The 18,917-nt window shown below is 68.7% G+C and carries 17 protein-coding genes; 11 read left to right on the top strand and 6 right to left on the bottom strand.

Annotated features, from left to right (window positions below; translation table 11 throughout):
- The first annotated feature begins 87 nt into the window (after window positions 1-87).
- Complete coding sequence (locus CGU34_RS13445) at window positions 88-1,359, top strand: ABC transporter substrate-binding protein (protein ID WP_036301699.1); 1,272 nt, start codon at window positions 88-90, stop codon at window positions 1,357-1,359.
- A gap of 227 nt (window positions 1,360-1,586) precedes the next feature.
- Here CGU34_RS13445 and CGU34_RS13440 read toward each other — a convergent pair whose 3' ends face one another.
- The 4 genes from CGU34_RS13440 to CGU34_RS13425 form a co-directional block, all read right to left on the bottom strand.
- Complete coding sequence (locus tag CGU34_RS13440; protein ID WP_036301701.1) at window positions 1,587-2,324, bottom strand: ABC transporter ATP-binding protein; 738 nt, start codon at window positions 2,322-2,324, stop codon at window positions 1,587-1,589.
- On the bottom strand, window positions 2,321-3,256 hold the full coding sequence (locus CGU34_RS13435) for an ABC transporter ATP-binding protein (protein WP_036301703.1): 936 nt from the start codon (window positions 3,254-3,256) through the stop codon (window positions 2,321-2,323). Before CGU34_RS13435 ends, CGU34_RS13440 begins: the two co-directional genes overlap by 4 nt.
- A 145-nt stretch (window positions 3,257-3,401) precedes the next feature.
- Window positions 3,402-4,382, bottom strand: a complete 981-nt coding sequence (locus tag CGU34_RS13430) for a branched-chain amino acid ABC transporter permease (protein WP_036301704.1) — start codon at window positions 4,380-4,382, stop codon at window positions 3,402-3,404.
- A gap of 7 nt (window positions 4,383-4,389) precedes the next feature.
- Window positions 4,390-5,712, bottom strand: a complete 1,323-nt coding sequence (locus CGU34_RS13425; RefSeq protein WP_440344740.1) for a branched-chain amino acid ABC transporter permease — start codon at window positions 5,710-5,712, stop codon at window positions 4,390-4,392.
- A gap of 244 nt (window positions 5,713-5,956) precedes the next feature.
- On the opposite strand from CGU34_RS13425, the gene guaB reads away from it, so the two are divergent.
- Complete coding sequence (guaB, locus tag CGU34_RS13420) at window positions 5,957-7,459, top strand: IMP dehydrogenase (RefSeq protein ID WP_036301706.1); 1,503 nt, start codon at window positions 5,957-5,959, stop codon at window positions 7,457-7,459.
- A 27-nt stretch (window positions 7,460-7,486) separates the two neighbouring features.
- On the opposite strand, the gene CGU34_RS13415 is transcribed toward guaB, so the two are convergent.
- Together CGU34_RS13415 and CGU34_RS13410 are read right to left on the bottom strand one after the other, a co-directional pair.
- A complete protein-coding gene (locus tag CGU34_RS13415; RefSeq protein WP_036301707.1) occupies window positions 7,487-8,599 on the bottom strand; it encodes an FAD-dependent oxidoreductase in 1,113 nt (370 codons plus the stop codon).
- A complete protein-coding gene (locus tag CGU34_RS13410; RefSeq protein WP_157811318.1) occupies window positions 8,596-10,464 on the bottom strand; it encodes an FAD/NAD(P)-binding protein in 1,869 nt (622 codons plus the stop codon). Before CGU34_RS13410 ends, CGU34_RS13415 begins: the two co-directional genes overlap by 4 nt.
- 212 nt (window positions 10,465-10,676) lie before the next feature.
- On the opposite strand from CGU34_RS13410, the gene CGU34_RS13405 reads away from it, so the two are divergent.
- The 9 genes from CGU34_RS13405 to CGU34_RS13370 all read left to right on the top strand — a co-directional run bounded on the left by CGU34_RS13405 (window position 10,677) and on the right by CGU34_RS13370 (window position 18,857).
- On the top strand, window positions 10,677-11,834 hold the full coding sequence (locus CGU34_RS13405; RefSeq protein ID WP_036301717.1) for an ABC transporter substrate-binding protein: 1,158 nt from the start codon (window positions 10,677-10,679) through the stop codon (window positions 11,832-11,834).
- Window positions 11,835-11,902: 68 nt separating this feature from the next.
- Entirely contained in the window at window positions 11,903-13,789 is a 1,887-nt protein-coding gene (locus CGU34_RS13400) for an ABC transporter permease (protein ID WP_100814373.1), read from the top strand.
- Window positions 13,786-14,649 (top strand): ABC transporter ATP-binding protein, encoded by an 864-nt coding sequence (locus CGU34_RS13395; RefSeq protein WP_036301725.1) that lies wholly within the window; start codon window positions 13,786-13,788, stop codon window positions 14,647-14,649. Before CGU34_RS13400 ends, CGU34_RS13395 begins: the two co-directional genes overlap by 4 nt.
- The gene (locus CGU34_RS13390; protein WP_051514185.1) at window positions 14,646-15,443 is read left to right on the top strand and encodes an ABC transporter ATP-binding protein; all 798 of its coding nucleotides are present in this window, start codon (window positions 14,646-14,648) and stop codon (window positions 15,441-15,443) included. The genes CGU34_RS13395 and CGU34_RS13390 overlap by 4 nt, the downstream gene beginning before the upstream one ends.
- On the top strand, window positions 15,436-15,951 hold the full coding sequence (locus tag CGU34_RS17030) for a hypothetical protein (RefSeq protein WP_036301728.1): 516 nt from the start codon (window positions 15,436-15,438) through the stop codon (window positions 15,949-15,951). The genes CGU34_RS13390 and CGU34_RS17030 overlap by 8 nt, the downstream gene beginning before the upstream one ends.
- Window positions 15,948-16,586 (top strand): peroxidase-related enzyme, encoded by a 639-nt coding sequence (locus tag CGU34_RS13385; protein WP_051514187.1) that lies wholly within the window; start codon window positions 15,948-15,950, stop codon window positions 16,584-16,586. The genes CGU34_RS17030 and CGU34_RS13385 overlap by 4 nt, the downstream gene beginning before the upstream one ends.
- 75 nt (window positions 16,587-16,661) lie before the next feature.
- The gene (locus CGU34_RS13380; RefSeq protein ID WP_036301729.1) at window positions 16,662-17,285 is read left to right on the top strand and encodes a TMEM175 family protein; all 624 of its coding nucleotides are present in this window, start codon (window positions 16,662-16,664) and stop codon (window positions 17,283-17,285) included.
- 44 nt (window positions 17,286-17,329) lie between these two features.
- A complete protein-coding gene (locus tag CGU34_RS13375) occupies window positions 17,330-17,608 on the top strand; it encodes a DUF2277 domain-containing protein (RefSeq protein WP_036301731.1) in 279 nt (92 codons plus the stop codon).
- Window positions 17,609-17,738: 130 nt separating this feature from the next.
- On the top strand, window positions 17,739-18,857 hold the full coding sequence (locus CGU34_RS13370; protein ID WP_100814372.1) for a GuaB3 family IMP dehydrogenase-related protein: 1,119 nt from the start codon (window positions 17,739-17,741) through the stop codon (window positions 18,855-18,857).
- Window positions 18,858-18,917 lie beyond the last annotated feature (60 nt).

The following is an 18,917-nucleotide window of genomic DNA, read 5'->3' as shown; positions in this document are numbered from 1 at the left end:
ACATCGCGGAGACGCCGCGCCGCATAGTGTGAAGCCAATAGGGTCGGCTTCAGTCCGGCCCGGAGTTCGTCCACAGCTAGGAGCAATATGAACTTCTTCTCCCGTTCGCGTACGGGCAAGGTCCTCGGCGGTTTCGCCGTGGTCGGTGTCAGCGCGCTGGTTCTCGCAGGTTGTGCCGGCAGTGGTGGAGACACCGAGTCGTCCGCCGCACCCGCCGGCGATGACCTCGCCCTCAAGATCGGCACGGCGCTGCCGCAGACCGGAAACCTCGCCTTCCTCGGCCCGCCCGAAGAGGCCGGCGTCGCGTACGCCGCGTCGCAGATCAATGAGATCTCGGCCGACACCGGTCTGACCCTCGACGTCGTCTACGGCGACTCGGGTGACACCGACAACAAGGCATACGAGACCGAAATCCCCCGCCTGCTGGGCGAGGACGTTTCGGCCATCATCGGTGCCGCATCGTCGGGCACGTCGCTGCAGTTCATCGACCAGGTCGTCGGCGCCGGCGTGATTCAGTTCTCGCCCGCCAACACCTCGGACGCCTTCACCACATACGAGGACGACGGACTGTACTTCCGTACCGCTCCCTCCGACGTTCTGCAGGGTGAGGTTCTCGGCAACCTGATCGCCGAGGACGGCAACCAGACGCTCGGCATGATCGTGCTGAACGACTCGTACGGCACCGGCCTCGCCGGCTACGTGACCGAGGCCTTCGAGGCCGCCGGTGGCGAAGTCGTCGCAGCCCCGACGTACAACACGGGTGACGCGACCTTCGACGCTCAGATCAGCGAGGTCCTCGCGGCCGACCCCGACGCGATCGCCCTGATCACGTTCGACGAGGTCTCGACCATGCTGCCGAGCCTGTTCGGTCAGATCCCGTCCGACAAGCTGTACTTCGTCGACGGCAACCTGAAGAACTTCGAAGACGCCTTCCCGGCCGGTTCCCTCACGGGCGCCAAGGGCACGCTCCCGGGCCTGTCGATCGACTCGATCGCGGACTTCACGAGCGAGCTCGACGCGTTCCTCGAAGCTGAAGGCGACGCACCGCTCGAGGACTACAGCTACGCTGCCGAGTCCTACGACGCAACCATCCTCCTGGCCCTCGCCAGCCTCGCCGCCGGTTCGACCGACAGCGCGGCCATGGCCGAGAAGCTCATCGAGGTTTCGGGTGGTGCGGGCGAGGGTGAAACCTGCACCTCGTACGCGGAGTGCGCCGACATCATCCTCGGTGGCGGAGTTGCCGACTACGACGGCATCTCGGGTCCGATCACGTTCGACGAGGTCGGCGACCCGACCGAGGCGTCGATCGGCATCTACGAGTTTGCTGAGGACAACACCTACACGGCATACATGGGCTAAAACCCACACATCCGTGTGAGAGGGGCCCCGGTCTTCGGACCGGGGCCCCTTGTCGTGCGCCGGCGCGCATCACCTCGGCGAAACACCCCTCCTACCGCGAAACACCCAGCGCAACGGGGTGTGTCGCCGCACAAAGGGTGTTTCGGCGTCAGGACAGGGCCATGGGTTCAGCGCAACGCAGAGGGACCGGATGCCGAGGCATCCGGTCCTTCGTCGTGAAGAGCGGGTCAGGTGCCGAGGGTGCCGAGGTACAGCTCGGTGACCTTCGGGTCGCCCAGCAGCTCGCGGCCCGTGCCGGTGTAGGCGTCGCGGCCCTGGTCGAGCACGTAGCCGCGGTCGCAGATCTGCAGGCAGCGCCGCGCGTTCTGCTCGACCATGATGCAGGTCACGCCGGCCTTGTTGATCTCGGAGACCCGGATGAACGCCTCGTCCTGACGGACGGGGGAGAGGCCGGCCGAGGGCTCGTCGAGGAGCAGCACCTTCGGGTCCATCATCAGGGCACGGCTCATCGCCACCATCTGACGCTCACCACCGGAGAGCGAACCCGCGCGCTGCTTCAGGCGCTTGCCCAGCTCGGCGAAGATGCTCGTGACGAACTCCAAGCGCTCCTTGTACGCGGACGGCCGCTGGTAGAGACCCATCTGCAGGTTCTCTTCGATCGTCAGCGTCGGGAAGACGTTGTTGGTCTGCGGGATGAACCCGACGCCGCGCGCCACGAGCTTGTTGGCGCGGAGGCCCGTGATGTCATCGCCCTGGAGCGTGATCGAACCCTCGCGCACGTTGACCTGACCGAAGATCGCCTTCAGCAGCGTCGACTTGCCTGCGCCGTTGGGGCCGATGATGCCGATCAGCTCGCCCTGGTTCGCGACCAGCGAGCAGCCGTTCAGGATGTTGACCCCCGGCAGGTACCCGGCGTGCACGTTGTCGACGAAGACGACCGGTGTTTCGGTAGCTACCGTGCTCATGAGCGGTTCTCCTCGTCTTCGGCGACGCCCTCTTCGACCAGGAGGGTCGCGCTCGCCTGAGCGGATGCCGCGGCATCCGTCGTCGGATCGGCCTCGATGGCCGCGATGCGACCCGTGACGACACCCAGATCGAGTTCTTGGTGAGCTCCGAGGTAGGCGTCGATGACGGCGGGGTTGCGCATGACCGTGTGCGGGTCGCCCTCTGCCACGACCTTGCCCTCTGCCATGACGACGACCCAGTCGGCGATGTGGCGGACCATGTGCATGTCGTGCTCGACGAAGAGGACGGTCATGCCCTCTTCCTTCAGGTCGAGGATGTGATCGAGGAGCGACTGCGTCAGGGCCGGGTTGACTCCGGCCATCGGCTCGTCGAGCATCACCAGCGTCGGCTTGGTCATGAGCGCCCGCGCCATCTCGAGCAACTTGCGCTGCCCACCCGAGAGGCTTGCGGCGAAGTCCGACGACTTGGCGTCGAGCTTGAACTTCTTCAGCAGCACCATGGCCTGGCTGTCGATGCTCGAATCCTGCTTACGCCAGATCGCCGGGATGAGCGCCTGCCAGAACTTCTCGCCGCGCTGACCCGTCGCCCCGAGCTTCATGTTCTCGAGGACCGTGAGCAGCCCGAGCGCCTTCGTCAGCTGGAACGTGCGCACCAGACCCATCCGAGCCACCCGGAACGCGGGGACGCCCGACAGCGACTTGCCGTCGAAGCTCCAGGTACCCTCGTCGGGCTTGTCGAACCCCGTGAGCAGGTTGAAGAGGGTCGTCTTGCCCGCACCGTTCGGCCCGATCAGAGCCGTGATCGCGCCGCGCGGGATCTCGAGGTGCTCGACATCGACGGCCGTGACGCCGCCGAACGTGCGGCGCACACCGTCGGCGATGATGATCGGATCGACCTTCTTCGCCCCCGGCACGGCCTCGCCGACGTGCAACCCCGTGGTCTTCGGACGCTCGACGGGAGCCGTGAGCGGAGCCCCCGAGGCATCTTCGCCGAGCTGGCCGGTCGTCGTGTGCTCGGCGCCCGACTGCCCGTTACTTGACTGTCCGTTGTTTGACTGCCCGCTATTTGACTGCCCATTACTTGACAAAGGTCAGCTCCTTCTTGTTGCCGAGGATTCCCTGCGGCATGAAGATCACGAGCAGCATGAGGGCGACGCCGACGAGGATGAATCGGAGCGTTCCGGCCTGGATCTGCGACATGAAGGGAAGGACCCCGGCCGAGACGAGCGCCGGGAGGAAGTTGCTCAGGAAGGTCTGCAGCACCCAGAAGATGAGCGAACCGAGCAGGGGACCGAACACGGTCGCCGCGCCGCCGAGCAAGAGGGCCGTCCAGACGAAGAACGTCAGCGACGTGACGTACACGCCGGGGCTGACGGCCGACGGCAGGGCGTAGACGATGCCGCCCGCCGCGGCGAGCACACCACCCAGCACCAGCGACTGCATCTTGTAGGCGTAGACGTTCTTGCCGAGCGCGCGCACCGCGTCTTCGTCTTCGCGGACACCCTTGAGCACACGGCCCCACGGGCTGCGCATCAGCATCCAGACCACCAGCACGGCGAAGCCCAGCGTCAGCAGGCCCATGATGCGGACCCACCACTGCGTCTCGTTGTACGTGAACGGACCGAAGCCGTAGGTGCCCTCGGGCAACGGGTTCGACGCCCGGAAGCTCGAGTGATAGCCGCTCAGGCCGTCGGCCGAGCCGGTGTACTCGTCGAACGCGGTGGTCAAGAACAGCAGCCGCACGACCTCCGCGGCGGCGATCGTGACGATCGCGAGGTAGTCGCCGCGTAGGCGGAGCGTCGGGATACCGAGGATGACGGCGAAGATCGCCGACGCCACGAGCCCCGCGATCGCCGCGAGCCACCATTCGAGGCCGAAGGTGAGCACGCCGATCGCGTAGCCGTAGGCGCCGATGGCCATGAAGCCGGCGATGCCCATGTTGATCAGGCCGGTGTAGCCGAAGTGCACCGCGAGACCGAGGGCGGCGAGTGCGTAGCCGATCGTCGCGGGGCTGAGGATCGACGAGGCAGAGTTCGAGAGGATCTGGAGCAGGTCCATGGTGCGCCTAACCTATTCTCTCGCGTCGGCCGAGTATGCCCTGCGGTCGGAACAGCAGGATGACGATGAGGATGAAGAGCGCGCTCGCGTACTTCAGGTCGGCGGGGATCCACAGGCTCGAGACCTCGACGAGCAGGCCGACGATGATGGCGCCGACCAGGGCACCATACGCGGTACCGAGTCCGCCGAGGATGACGGCCGCGAACATCAGCAGCAGCACCTGCGACCCCATGTCCCACTTGATACCGGGACGGTAGTAGGCGTACAGGATGCCGGCGAGGCCCGCGAGCCCACCGGCGATGACCCACACGACGCGGACGACGAAGTCGACGTCGATGCCGGAGGCGGCGGCGAGCGAGGGGTTGTCGGAGATCGCGCGTGTGGCCTTGCCGAGGCGGCTGCGCGTGAGCCAGACCGCGAACGCGATGATGACGATGATCGAGATCGCGATCGAGACCATGTCGATGATGCTCATCTGCACGGATCCGAACAGCTGGATCTTCGGCTCGGATGCGTAGGGGAGCTGGCTCGTCCCGCCGCCGATGAAGAACTGGAACGTGTATCGGAGGGCGAGGGACAGGCCGATGCTGACGATCATGAGCTGAACGACACCGACTCGCCTTCGGCGCAGGGGTCTCCACAGGATCATGTCCAGCACGAGCCCGAGGCCCGCGCTGAGGATCACCGCCAGCGGGAAGCCGAGCCACACCGGCAGCGCGAGGCTGGCCGGTCCGACGAGGGTCAGCGCCACGACGGCGCCGAAAGTGACCATCTCGCCGTGCGCGAAGTTCGAGATGCCCGTGGTGCCGAAGACGAGCGACAGGCCGACGGCCGCGAGGGCCAGCATGAGGCCGAAGCTCAGGCCCTGCACGATGCGCTGGATGAGCTGGTCGGCGAAGCTCGTGACGCTTCGCTCACCCTCGCCGATGAAGAAGTTGACGGTGACGCGCCCACCGGCGCCCATCTCGACTTCTTGCTCGTTGGGGGTATCGTCCTCGTCGTTGACGACCGCGATGCCCTCGGGCAGCGTGTCCTCGTCGAGCGTGACCGTGTAGGTCTCGCCGCGCTCGGGCACGCCGACGCGCCACTGGCCCTCGGCATCCGTCTCGACTTCTTGCTCACCGCCGGGGCCGTCGATGACGAGTCGAATGCCCTCGAGGGGAGCACCGTCGAGCTGCACGTTGCCGCTGATGCGGTAGGGGTCGTCCTCGGCCGCGAAGGCCGGGGATGCGGTCAGGCTCATCAGCGCGAAGAGCACGCCGAAGAGTGCTCCTATGGTGAGCAGAGTCCCCCCGCGGGAACGTCTCGCCGTAACGGTCGTGGGACTCACAGATCCTCCAGTCGGGCACCGTTAACCGATGGTCGCGTCGCATCGGCATCGATGGACGACGGTACGAGCGTAATGTGTCGGCATTGTTTCGCCCATCGCTCAAACGTCAGCCGTTACCGATGCGCAATGGGAACGCTCCCGGAGGAATGTTCGCACACGCGCGCCGCTTAGACTTCATCAAGCGGAAACTTCGCGTGGAAACACATCGATCCGCCCCCCGATCTCACCGCACGAGGAGCGCGACATGCCCGATTACGATCCGTTCGGTTTTGTCGGACTGACGTACGACGATGTGCTGCTGCTGCCCGGCCACACCGACGTGATTCCGAGCGAGGCAGACACGTCGTCTCGGCTGACGCGGCGGATCACGGTTGCGACACCCCTGGTGTCGTCGGCGATGGACACGGTGACGGAAGCCCGCATGGCGATCGCGATCGCGCGCGAGGGTGGCCTCGGCATCCTGCACCGCAATCTGTCCATCGAGGACCAGGCCTCGCAGGTCGACCGCGTCAAGCGCAGCGAGTCCGGCATGATCACCGATCCCATCACCACCCGCCCCGACGCGACCGTCGAAGAGGTCGACGCGCAGTGCGCGCAGTACCGCATCTCGGGACTGCCCGTCGTGGACGACGATGGACGGCTCGTCGGCATCATCACGAACCGCGACATGCGCTTCGTCTCCGGCTTCGAGCGCCAGACCACGCTCGTCCGCGACGTGATGACGAGCGAGGGCCTCATCACCGCCAAGGTCGGCATCGGCGCGAACGACGTCATCGCGACGTTCGCCAAGCACCGCGTCGAGAAGCTGCCGCTCATCGACGATGACGGCAAGCTCGCGGGCCTCATCACCATCAAGGACTTCGACAAGAGCGAGAAGTACCCCCTCGCGACGAAGGACGACCAGGGTCGCCTGCGCGTCGGCGCGGCGATCGGATTCTTCGGCGATGCGTGGGAGCGCGCCGAAGCGCTCCGCGACGCCGGCGTCGATGTGCTGGTCGTCGACACCGCCAACGGCCAGTCCGCGGGCGTCATCGACATCATCACGCGGCTGCGGGCCGATGCATCCTTCGCCCACATCGACATCATCGGCGGCAACGTCGCGACGCGTGAGGGTGCGCAGGCGCTCATCGACGCGGGCGTGGACGCGGTCAAGGTCGGCGTCGGGCCGGGCTCGATCTGCACCACGCGCGTCGTGGCCGGCGTCGGTGTGCCGCAGGTCACGGCCGTGTACGAGGCATCCCTCGCCGCACGTCCCGCCGGCGTGCCGGTCATCGCCGACGGCGGCCTGCAGTACTCGGGCGACATCGCCAAGGCACTCGTCGCGGGTGCCGACACCGTCATGCTCGGCTCGCTCCTCGCCGGAACCGACGAGTCGCCGGGCGAGATCGTGTTCCAGGGTGGCAAGCAGTTCAAGCAGTACCGCGGCATGGGATCGCTCGGTGCGCTGCAGACCCGCGGCAAGAAGACCTCGTACTCGAAGGACCGCTACTTTCAGGCGGACGTGCCCTCGGACGACAAGCTCATCCCCGAGGGCATCGAGGGTCAGGTCGCGTATCGCGGTCCCGTCTCGGCCGTCGCGTACCAGCTCGTCGGCGGGCTGCGTCAGTCGATGTTCTACGTCGGTGCCCGCACGATCGATGAGCTGAAGGCCAAGGGCAAGTTCGTCCGCATCACCTCGGCCGGGTTGAAGGAGTCGCACCCCCACGACGTGCAGATCATCGTCGAGGCGCCCAACTACAAGAAGTAGGCCGCCGCACCCCGGGCAGGTGCGCAGCTACGCGGGCAGGCGGAACGACGCCGGAGCCACGGCGGTGGGGTCGGTCGCGAGATCGGCCAACACGTCGCCGATGGCGGGCGTGAACTTGAACCCGTGGCCCGAGAACCCCGCGCCGACGACGATCCGCCCCCGCCGGTCGAGGACGAAGTCGCCGGAATCGGTCGACGTGTAGGTGCAGCTGATGCCCACCCCGCTCTCCGCGTCGAGCCCGGGAAACCACTCCCGCACGTAGGAACGCAGGAGGGCGTCCAGGGCGGGAACGGGCCGGAACGTTCGGGCGTCGGGGTCGACGACCGCACCGACGCGGTGGAAGCCGACCTTGACGCCCTCTCCGGGCGTCGGCATGCCGTATGTGTTGCCGGGATACTCGGCGGCTCGCTGCGCCAACAGGTGATTGAACGACGGCCATTCGGCCGGCAGCGTCGCCTGGAAGTGCGCGGGACTCTCCTCCGTCACGGTGAGGAGCGGCAAGGTCACGGCATCCCCGATGAGCCGCGAGGTCCACGCGCCCGCCGTCACGACGACCCAGTCCGCCACGATCTCTTCCCGCTCGTCGCCGTGGGACACGACGACGCGCACGCCGTCGTCGGCGTTTACGAGGGCTGTCACCCGCGATCCGAACCGGATGTCCGCGCCGGCCGCGCGCGCCGCTCGCTCGAGCGCCGCGAGCGCGGCCTGCGAGCGTACGACGCCGGCGTCCTCCGAGACGAGGACCGAGCCGTCGAAGCGCATGCCGGGCCACCGTTCGGCCGCCGCGCGCGCCGTGGACACTTCGGGCCGGCCGCCGCGAGCCGTGAGGGCATCGTGGATGCGTGCCACCTCGTCGTCATCGCCGTGCGTGGCGAGACCGTGCAGGACGAGCAGCGGTCCGTCCGCGTGCGCGGCGAGGTCGGACCATCCGCCGCGCGCGGCCTCGAGCAGGTCGAGGTAGTCGGGGTCGGCATACGCGTCGTTGAAGTTGCGGGTGGCGCCGTGCGACGCGCCGAGCGCGTGCCCGCGGGCGAATTGCTCGAGCGCGAGCGGCGCGAACCCCCGTTGCGCGAGTCGCCACGTCGTTGCGAGACCCATCGCCCCGGCCCCGATGACGAGATGTGAGACGCGTCGGGTCATGGCGAGACGCTCCTTTCGACGTTGGCAGCGGCCGCCGCGACACGCAGCGCCGCGCGGGCCGCGGCATCCGTCTCTCGCAGCACGGACGAGTTCGTGCCCGGCACGGGCGCGATGATCGTGAAGACGCGGATGTCCTCGTGGGGGACGCCGACGGAGAAGATTCCCGGGGTGGGCGATCCGTCGACGGACACGAGACCGCCGTTCGCCGGGACGATGTCGAGCGCGTCGGAGGGCCGGCCGTCGGGAAAGCGCCACGGGCGGGCGAGCCCCGCCGCGACGAGCGCCGTGACGAGCGGTTCACCGGTCCGCACCGCGGTCGGGGCGGGCAGCCACGCCTCGACCAGCCAGTCCGTCTCGATCTCCGCCATCCGATCCGCGCCGACGCCGATGCCGTCGTCGTTCGGTCGCGCCGCGAATCCCGGACCCGCGAAGCGCACCAGCCCGGCATCGTGCGCGGCCACGAGGTCCCGAGCGCGTCGGAGCGGTGGGCCGCTCCCGAAGGACGCCGCGACGGCGAGGAACCGCCGGTAGTCCGCGAACGACGCGGGATCCAACCCGCCGAACTCGACGAGGGGGATCAGGGCGGACCGCGCCGCGGCATACGAGTGCAGGGCCATCTTCAGCGGACTCGCCGCGCCGCGCTCCGCCTCGGCGATGTCGCGCCGCACGGCTCGAGCGACCGCCTCGTCGATCGGCGCGGCCGGATCCTCCTCCGTCAGGGGCCGGGCGGCCGCATCCAGTGAGAGCCTGTCCGACCCCTCACGCAGGTGCGCATCGACGAGCTCGTCGACCGGCCGCCGCGACTCGCGGATGCCCCGCAACAGCCCGTCGAGGTCGCGCACGCTCGCCGGCGACACCCGGCCCAGCGTCGCGTAGTAGTCGAAGGCCGCATCCCGCTCGATGAGGGGCAGGATGTCGAGGTTGAAATCGAGCGGTCGACGCCCGCGCAACTCGTCGATCGCCGCGCGCAGGATGCGCTGTTCGGGAAAGAAGGGGACGGCGCCGAATTGCGGTTTCGCCCGATAGGGCACGCCGCGCGAAGAACCCGCGATGAGCCGCGGTTCACGACCCGACGCCTCGTAGCGATGCGAGCCGTCGGCGGTCGGGACGAACCGCCCGCCGCGTTGCTCGGTCAGCTGGCTCAGGGTGTCGAAGAAGCCCATCCCGAGTCCTCGGATCGCAACGGAGTCGCCCGCCCCGATCGGGCCCAGGTCCTGATCGATCGGGTTGCCGGGGGAGACGACCCGCGGATGGCCGGGCGTATCGTCCCGCGGCAGCCAGCCGAGCGCGAGTACGACGGCCGCCACGGCCACCTCTCCGCCGTCGTCCAGGAGGACCGTGAATCCGGATGTCGTCGGCGAGACCTCCACGGCGCGCGCCGCATGGACCCGAACGTCGATGTTCGTCGGGCGATCCCGCACGATCCGCGCGAAGCACCAGCGCAGGTAGTAGCCGTAGAGCAGGCGACTGGGCGATGACCAGTCCCGCGTGCCGGCCGCCTCGGCGAGCACGTCGGCCAGCTCTTGCGCGGCGACATCCGTCCCGATCGTGCTCGGATCCCGCGTCACCATCGCGCACCATTCGGCGAGGGAGGGCCCCGGACGGAGGGGCCCGTCGCACGCGACCGTCTCGTCCGTGAAGAGCGTCGACTGGGCGGCCACGGTGTTCATGATCAGCCGCGACGACTGGCCGGCACGCCAGATCCGCCCCGAACCCGGGGGATGCGGATCGATCAGGTGGATGATCAGGCGGGTCTCGCCGAGCAGCTCGGGCGCGCTCGCGATCAGGCGCTCCACGACCGATGTTCCCCGCACGCTGGCACCGACAACGGCGATGGCAGCGGATCCCGCGTCCTGCACGGTCATACCGCTCTCCTCCGCCCGAGACATCCGCTCCCATCCTGTCAGCCCCAAGACGGCTCGGTTTCCGCCCGGTGGCTTCTGGTCGGAGTGTTTCGGCGTGTGTCAACCGGCGAGCGCGCGGTACGCGCAATCCCTATCGTGAGAGTGATGTCGCTCGCCCGGGCGCCATCCGCGCACAGCACGCGCCTCGAGCATCGACCATCTGGAGTATCCCTATGTCCTCCTTCCACCGCACCGCCGCCCTCGGCGTCGTCGCCGTCCTGGCTCTGGGCCTGGCTGCCTGCAGCACCGGAGGCGAAACCCCCGAGGGTCAGGCCGCCGAGCCCGTCACGTTCGGCGTCGCGCTGCCCCAGACCGGCGACCAGGCTCAGTACGGCGAATACTTCGAGCAGGGCTTCGAGCTCGCTCTCTCCGAGCTGAACGATGCGGGCGGCATCGACGGCCGCCCGGTCGAGCTCGTCTACGAAGACACGCAGGCCGACCCCGCGCAGGCCCCGGCGGTCGCGCAGAAGTTCGTCGACGACGAATCGATCCTCGCCGTCCTCGGTGACTTCGGCACGCCGGCCTCGGCCGCCGCGAGCCCGATCTACCAGGCGGCCGGCCTCGTGCAGTTCGCCTTCTCGGCTTCCGCGTCGACGGTGACGGATCCGGGCGACTTCATCTTCGCGACCTGGGTGTCGCAGGAGTACGAGGCCCCGCGCCTCGCCGAGTTCGCCGCCGAGCAGGGTTCGACCGCAGCCGTTTTCTATCACGACACCGACTGGGGCGTGAACACGCACGGCTTCTTCTCGGAGGGTGCCGAAGAGGCGGGCCTGGACGAGGTGTACACGACGGGCTACAACCCCGAGGGCACCGACTTCCGCCCGCTGCTCCTCGCCGCGAGCGATGCCGACCCCGAGGTGATCGTTCTGATCTCGTATGCCGCCGACGGCGCGCTCATCGCCTCGCAGGCGCGCGAGCTGGGCATCGACGTTCCCATCGTCGGGATCAGCTCGATCTACAACCAGCAGTTCATCGAGCTCGCCGGTGACGCCGCCGAGGGCGTTCAGACCCTCAGCTACTTCACCCCCGAGAACCCGGACGAGGCCGTGCAGCAGTTCATCACCGACTTCGCGGCCGAGTACGACGTCGAGACCCCCTCGGACTACGCGATCCGCGCGTACGACGCGTTCAACGTGGTGGCTGCGGCGGCCACGGACGCCGCGGAGGCCGGGGAACTGACCCGCCAGAGCCTGCGCGATGCGCTGGACGAGGGCGAGGACTTCCCGACCATCCTGTACGGCCCGATCACCTTCGCCGACAACCGACGTATCGTTGATGCGGATCAGTACCCGCTCGTCATCCGCGACGGGGCATTCCAGCTGGCCGACTAATCTGTTTCACCGTCTGTCCGGGCATCCGCACGTCTGATGCCCGGACAGACGCATGACGGGGACACACCGTGGACATCCTTCTCGCCGGAATCGTGAGCGGCAGCACCTACGCGCTGCTGGCCGTCGGCGTTTCGCTGATCTTCGGTGTCTCGAACATCGTCAACTTCGCCCACGGCGCCGTCTTCGCCGCCGGCGGGATGGTCGGATGGTTCCTGGCGGCGGTGCTCGGCTGGCCCCTCTGGGCCGTGCTGGGTGGCGTCGTGATCTTCACCTCGCTGCTCGGCTGGGTCATCTACCTCGTGGCGGTGCGGCCGTTGCGCTCCGCGCCCGGGATCGCCGTGCTGCTCGCGACGTTCGCGATCGGCATCATCCTCGACAACAGCTCGCAACGGGTCTTCGGGGCCGAGACGCGTCGGTTCCCGTCGCTGCTCGAACGCAGCAACTTCGAGCTGTTCGGATTCCGCTTCGGCACCATCGCCCTCGTGATCATCGGGGTGAGCGTCGTCTGTGTCGTCGCTCTCGCCCTCTTACTTGCCCGCACGCGCATCGGCCGGGCCATCCGTGCCACGTCCCAGGATCGCGATGCCGCCGCCCAGATGGGCATGCCGGTCGATCGGGTGCAGGCGATCTCGTTCGTGATCGCCTCCGCCCTGGGCGGCGTCGCCGGCGTGCTCGTGGGGATGTACTTCTCCAACGTTTCGCCGACGATGGGCTTCACCGCCGGCATCCAGGCCTTCGCGGCGGCCACCATCGGCGGGCTCGGCTCGCTGCCGGGCGCCATCGTCGGCGGACTCGTCCTCGGGATCGCCGAGGCGTTCGGCGTCGCGCTGTGGGGCGATTCCGTCCGCCAGCTCATCACCTTCGGCTCTCTCATCCTCGTGCTCTGGATCCGGCCGGGCGGCATCCTCGGCCGCGTGCCCGTGCTGTCGACCGAACCGATGACGGGCACCTTCTTCGGCGCGGGACGACCCTTGCGGCTCGGCCGATGGCCCGCCGTGATCCTGATCGGAGCCGGAGCGCTGCTGCCCCTCGTCTCGAGCGACTACCTGTTGCGGACCGGTGCGCTGGTCTGGATCTACGCGCTCTTCGCCCTGTCGGTGACGATCGCGGGTGGATTCGCGGGACAGATCGTGCTCGGACAGGCGGGTGCCCTCGCGATCGGCGCGTACACCTCGGCGCTGCTCGTGACGAAGGCGGGCTGGGACTTCTGGGCCAGTTTCGGGGCCGCGGGATTGCTCGCGGCCGTGTTCAGCGTCGCGCTGACCGCGCCGACGTGGCGTCTTCGCGGACACTATGTGTCGATGGCCACGCTCGCCACCGGCGCGTTCATCGCCGCGCTGGCCCTGAATCTTCCCGCCATCACGAACGGCGCGCGCGGGATCTACGGCATCCCGCGGCCCTCGCTCTTCGGGCTGACGCTTTCTTCGGCGCCCGCGATGTATCTGCTGACCTTCGGGATCCTCGTGGCCGCGGTCTTCGTGGTCGGACGCCTCGGCGCCTCGCACCTCGGCAGGACCTGGGCGGCCGTGCGCGAGGACGAGGTCGCGGCCGCGTCCTCGGGCATCCATCCGGCCGCGTACAAGTCGCTCGCCTTCGGCCTCGGGTCGGTGCTCGCCGGGTTCGCCGGGGCGCTCTACGCCTCGCAGGTCACCTTCATCGAGCCCGCGCAGTTCGGCATCTCGCTGTCGGTGCTCGCGGTCACGATCGCGATTCTCGGTGGCCTGCGTGCGCCGATGGGTGCGATCATCGGCGCGATCATCCTCGTCGGCATCCCCGAATTCTTCCGCGGCTTCGCCGAATGGCGGCTGTTGTTCTACGGCGTGCTGCTGCTGGTGCTCATCCTGTGGCGCCCCCAGGGTCTGTGGTCGTACTCCGAACGGATCGCGCGGGTCTGGGGACGTGTCACCACTGCCGTCCGGGGCGGCGGACGCGCGCGCCGGGAGGGGTCATCGTGAGCACGACCGGCACGCCCCCGTTGCTGCGCGCGACGGGCTTGCTCAAGCGATTCGGCGGGCTGACGGTCGTCGACGACGTCTCGCTCGACATCGGCCGCGGCGAGGTCGTGTCGATCATCGGCCCGAACGGCAGCGGGAAGACGACGTCGCTGAACATCATCACCGGAGTGCTGCGGGCCAACGCGGGCACCGTCGAGCTCGACGGGCAGCGGATCTCGGGCCGAAAGCCGCACGAGATCGCACGGCTCGGGCTGACCCGCACGTTCCAAAACGGGCGCGTGATCGGAAACCTCACGGTGGCGGACAACGTGCTCGTCGGCCTCGAGCCCGCACAGACGGTGGGTCGTCCCTTCGCGAGACTCCGCGGCATCCCGGGACTCCGCTGGTTTCCGCTGCTCGCCGAGACGATGTCGGCGCTGATTCCGGGCGCGGCCCGGCGGCGCCAGGACCGCGACGACGAAGAGCGCGTCACCGCCGAACTCGACAGGTTCGGGTCGCGGCTCGCGCCCCGTCGCGGTGACTACGCGTACTCGCTGTCGTACGCGAACCGGCGCCGCACCGAGATCGCTCGGGCGCTCGTGTCGCGTCCCCAACTGCTGGTGCTCGATGAGCCGACGGCGGGCATGAACCAGACCGAGACCACCGAGGTGCTGCAGCAACTGCTGGCCCTGAAGGCGGCGGGGCAGACGATCCTGCTCGTCGAGCACAAGCTCGATCTCGTGATGACCCTCTCGGATCGTGTGCTGGTGCTCGACGACGGCCGGGTCATCGCCGAGGGCACGCCCGACGAGGTGCGCCGCAATCCCCGCGTCATCGAGGCATACCTGGGCAAGGCTTTCGCCGAAGGAGCCGACACATGAGCGATCTGCTCGTTCTGGACGACGTCAGCGTCGACTACGGCCCGAGCCCCGCGCTCGTGGACGTGACTCTCCGTGTCGCCGAGGGCGGCATCGTCTCGCTGCTCGGCGGCAATGCCTCGGGCAAGTCCACGACGATGAAGACCGTGCTGGGGCTCGTCCGCCCGGTGCGCGGTCGCGTGCTCTACGACGGTCAGGACATCACGCGGTGGAGCACACCCCGCCGGATCGCGGCGGGCATCGCCTCGGTCCCCGAGGCGCGGCGCGTGTTCGGCGACATGACGGTCGAGGACAATCTGCTGGCGGGCGCCTACGTGCGCCGCGATCGTTTCGTCCGCCGGACGCTCGACGAGATCTACGATTTCTTCCCGAGGCTGGCAGAGCGTCGCGGTCAACGCGCGGGCACCATGTCGGGTGGCGAACAGCAGATGCTCGCGTTCGGGCGGGCGCTGATGAGCCGACCGCGCCTGATCTGCATGGATGAACCGACCATGGGCCTGGCCCCGGTCGTGGTGGAACGGGTCCTCGAGCGCATCTCGACGATCAACAGCGAGCTCGGGGTCAGCGTCTTCATGGTCGAGCAGAATGCCGAGCTCGCGCTGAGCATCGCGGATCGCGGCTACGTGCTGCGAACGGGCAGCATCGCGGTCGAGGGGACCGCGGCGGAACTGCTCACGAACCCGAGCGTGCGCGAGGCGTACCTCGGCCGGACGGTCACGACCGACGCGGGCGAGGTCGAGCCCGAGGGGATTGCGGATGCGGCGCCCGACGACCGCGCGAAAGGAAGCCATGAGTGATGTCATCCTGACGATCGCCGAGGTCGGCAGCGACGCACCGCGCGATCACCGGCCCGCGGTGCGGGCGGCGGCACAGGCCGCCTACGAGGCCCTCCTGAGCGTCCCCGCCGAAGACCCGGTGCCGGGAGTCGGCCGCGGCCTCCGCCATCTCGTGGCGGCGCGGGCGGCCTGGGTCGACGGCGACGCCGCGGCGACCGAGTTCTATCTCGACGGTGCCGACGTGCCCGAGGCATCCGCTCTCGTCCAGGAAGGACCGGACGGCGAGGCCGCCGCGCGCGCCGGTCGTGCCCTGCGTGCGGCGCTGCGATACGTCGACCTGCTCGTCGCGCGGCCCGCCGCCGCGACGGCCGACGACCTGAACGGTCTGCGTGCAGCCGGCTGGAGTGCGGCCGAGATCGTGGTCATGGGCCAGATCGTCGGTCTCGTGACCTACCAGACCCGGGTGGTCCATGCCCTGCGGGTCCTCGACGATGCCTTCGACGGGGCGGACGAGGGGGTCAACCCGTGAGCACCCGATTCACGACCGCCGAGCGCGCCTGGCACGCGTGGATCGAACCGGTCGGGCCCGAAACGGGATCCGCAGAGCAGATCAACGCCTATGAAACGAGTGTCTGGCCGGACTCGCCGTACTTCCGGCTGCTGGCGTGGCATCCCGAGGGGCTCTCGACGCGCACGGCACTCGATCGGGCGATCTTCCTCGCTCGACCGGGGATCCCACGTGGCGAGCGCGAACTCGCGGCCACCGTGGCCTCGCGCCTGAACGGCTGCGAGTTGTGCACCAGTGTCCACTCGCGCTTCACCGTGACCTTCACCGGGCAGCCCGACGCGGTCGAGCGCTTGCTCGAGCAGGGCGTCGACGCCGATTTCGACGATCCGCGGTGGCGGGCGATCGTCGACGCGGCGGCCGCGCTCACGGCATCTCCGCCGCGTTTCGGTGCGCACCACGTCCGCGCCCTGGTCGAGGTGGGTCTCTCGCGCGCCGATATCCAGGACGTCGTCGAGGCGACCGCGTTCTTCGCATGGGCGAATCGCCTGATGATGAGCCTGGGGGAGCCCGCCCAGCCCGAAGCCGAGGACGCCGAGGCGATCGCGAACCAGCGCGCCGCCGACGCCGTCGCCGCGGGGGGCGTCGGCGCCGCGTGATCGCGCCGGCGACGGCCGCCTTCTCGCGGCCGGCGTGAACCTCACGCACCGCCCTTTCGTCGCTACGCTGGCGGCATGATCCGGACACGACGGCATCCCGCGGCGACCCAGGGCACGAGCCGGCTCGAGGCGTTCACCGACGGGGTGTTCGCGATCGCGGCGACGCTGCTGGTGCTCGACCTGACGACGTATGCTTTCGGTCCCATCCGTTCGGACGCCGACATGTGGTCCGCGCTCGGCGGCATGGGCGAGCTGTTCCTCAATTTCGCCCTGAGCTTCCTGCTGCTGTGCCTGCTTTGGATGACGAACGTCCAGCAGTTCGAGCACATCGCGCGCGTCGATTCCACGATCATCTGGCTCAACAACGTGCGCCTGCTCTTCATCGTCCTCGTGCCTTTCGCCACGAGCCTGACCACGGAGTACTCGAGCTGGCTGGCCGGGCGACTGCTCATGCCGGTGGCGTTCTTCTTCGCGATCCTGACCAGCTACCTGCAGTGGATGTGGGCGGTGCGCAACCGGTCCACCATGCTCCCCGACCTCTCGGATGCCGACGCGAAGGCGTACGGTCGCGGCGCGCTCAGCGCACTCGTCATCTGCGCCCTCGTCGTCCTTCTCGCACCGTTCATCGGTTCGCTGGCTTTCCTGTTGTTCTTCCTCGATCGGCTCGGAACCCGCTTGTTCCGCGGTAAGGGCGACTGAACGACCCCGTGACGGATGCCGCGAGTCGGCGTACCTTCGTAGGCATGTGCCGGAACATCCGAACCCTCCACAATTTCGAGCCCGCTGCATCCGACGACGAAGTTCATGCGGCGGCGCTCCAGTACGTCCGCAAGGTCGCGGGCACGACGAAGCCATCGAAGGCCAATCAGGAGGCCTTCGATCGCGCCGTGCACGACATCGCCCACATCACGGGGCACCTGCTCGAAGACCTGGTCGCCGTGACCCCGCCGAAGAACCGCGAAGAAGAGGCGGCCAAGGCTCGGGCCCGAGCTGTGGCATCCGGGCGTTATTCCGTCGCCTGATCGGCCTGCGGATCGAGCTGTCACGAACCGCTCCATATCCGTAGCAGATCGAGCAGTTCGTGACGGGTCGACGCGCGGCATCCCGACCGGGGGCGGTGTCGGGGCCAGCCGGTAGGCTGGGTGGGTGAGCATGGAGATCGAACTGGGGCGCGCAAAGCGAGCGCGACGCGCGTACACCTTCGACGACATCGCGGTGGTGCCCTCGCGGCGCACGCGCAACCCCGAGGACGTCTCGACCGCCTGGTCGATCGACGCCTTCCAGTTCGACATCCCGGTGCTGGGCGCCCCGATGGACTCGGTCGTCAGCCCGCAGACCGCCATCATGCTCGGGCAGCTCGGCGGCCTCGGCGTCCTCGACCTCGAGGGGCTGTGGACGCGCTACGAAGATCCCGAGCCACTGCTCGCCGAGATCGCCGGTCGTGAGGACGGCGACGCCACGCTCCGGATGCAGGAGCTGTACTCCGAGCCCATCAAGCCCGAGCTCGTCACCGCTCGTCTCGCCGAGATTCGCGCGGCCGGCGTCACGGTGGCCGGCGCCCTCACGCCCCAGCGCACGCAGGAGCTGTACGAGACCGTCGTCGCAGCCGGTGTCGACATCTTCGTCATCCGGGGCACGACCGTCTCGGCTGAGCACGTCTCGAGCGTCTCGGCTCCCCTCAACCTCAAGAAGTTCATCTACGACCTCGACGTCCCCGTGATCGTCGGAGGCGCCGCGACCTACACGGCCGCCCTGCATCTGATGCGCACCGGTGCCGCCGGAGTTCTCGTCGGGTTCGGCGGGGGTGCTGCGTCCACGACGCGTGTGACCCTCGGCATCCACGCCCCCATGGCGACCGCGGTCGCCGACGTCACGGGCGCGCGCCGCGACTACCTCGACGAGTCGGGTGGGCGCTACGTGCACGTCATCGCCGACGGGGGAGTCGGAACCTCGGGTGACATCGTCAAGGCCCTCGCGATGGGTGCGGACGCCGTCATGCTCGGCGTCGCGCTCGCACGGGCGACGGATGCGCCGGGCCAGGGCTTTCACTGGGGACCCGAAGCGCATCACCCCAAGCTGCCCCGCGGCCACCGAGTCCGCGTCGACCAGGTCGCATCTCTCGAGGGCATCTTGTACGGTCCCGCGCCCGTCGCCGATGGCACCGCGAACCTGATCGGCGCCCTCCGCAAATCCATGGCGACCACGGGATACTCGGACCTCAAGGAATTCCAGCGCGTGGAGGTCGTGGTCGCGCCCTACTCCGCCGGATGAGTGGGGTGAGCGGCGTGAGCGCGGAGCCCGGTCCCTTGGGTCCGGCCCCCGACGCGCCCG

Origin of the sequence: Microbacterium lacus, from assembly GCF_002812805.1 — a bacterium.
Lineage (GTDB): Bacteria > Actinomycetota > Actinomycetes > Actinomycetales > Microbacteriaceae > Microbacterium > Microbacterium lacus_A.
The sequence above is the reverse complement of the archived record's forward strand: the minus strand, read 5'-3'. Positions and strand labels throughout refer to the sequence as shown.

Excerpts from the sequence above, each read along its gene's own strand:
- CGU34_RS13445 (WP_036301699.1), top strand. The coding sequence starts at position 88 with ATGAACTTCTTCTCCCGTTCGCGTACGGGCAAGGTCCTCGGCGGTTTC.
- CGU34_RS13440 (WP_036301701.1), bottom strand. The coding sequence starts at position 2,324 with ATGAGCACGGTAGCTACCGAAACACCGGTCGTCTTCGTCGACAACGTG.
- CGU34_RS13430 (WP_036301704.1), bottom strand. The coding sequence starts at position 4,382 with ATGGACCTGCTCCAGATCCTCTCGAACTCTGCCTCGTCGATCCTCAGC.
- guaB (WP_036301706.1), top strand. The coding sequence starts at position 5,957 with ATGCCCGATTACGATCCGTTCGGTTTTGTCGGACTGACGTACGACGAT.
- CGU34_RS13415 (WP_036301707.1), bottom strand. The coding sequence starts at position 8,599 with ATGACCCGACGCGTCTCACATCTCGTCATCGGGGCCGGGGCGATGGGT.
- CGU34_RS13410 (WP_157811318.1), bottom strand. The coding sequence starts at position 10,464 with ATGACCGTGCAGGACGCGGGATCCGCTGCCATCGCCGTTGTCGGTGCC.
- CGU34_RS13405 (WP_036301717.1), top strand. The coding sequence starts at position 10,677 with ATGTCCTCCTTCCACCGCACCGCCGCCCTCGGCGTCGTCGCCGTCCTG.
- CGU34_RS13390 (WP_051514185.1), top strand. The coding sequence starts at position 14,646 with ATGAGCGATCTGCTCGTTCTGGACGACGTCAGCGTCGACTACGGCCCG.
- CGU34_RS17030 (WP_036301728.1), top strand. The coding sequence starts at position 15,436 with ATGAGTGATGTCATCCTGACGATCGCCGAGGTCGGCAGCGACGCACCG.
- CGU34_RS13380 (WP_036301729.1), top strand. The coding sequence starts at position 16,662 with ATGATCCGGACACGACGGCATCCCGCGGCGACCCAGGGCACGAGCCGG.
- CGU34_RS13375 (WP_036301731.1), top strand. The coding sequence starts at position 17,330 with ATGTGCCGGAACATCCGAACCCTCCACAATTTCGAGCCCGCTGCATCC.
- CGU34_RS13370 (WP_100814372.1), top strand. The coding sequence starts at position 17,739 with ATGGAGATCGAACTGGGGCGCGCAAAGCGAGCGCGACGCGCGTACACC.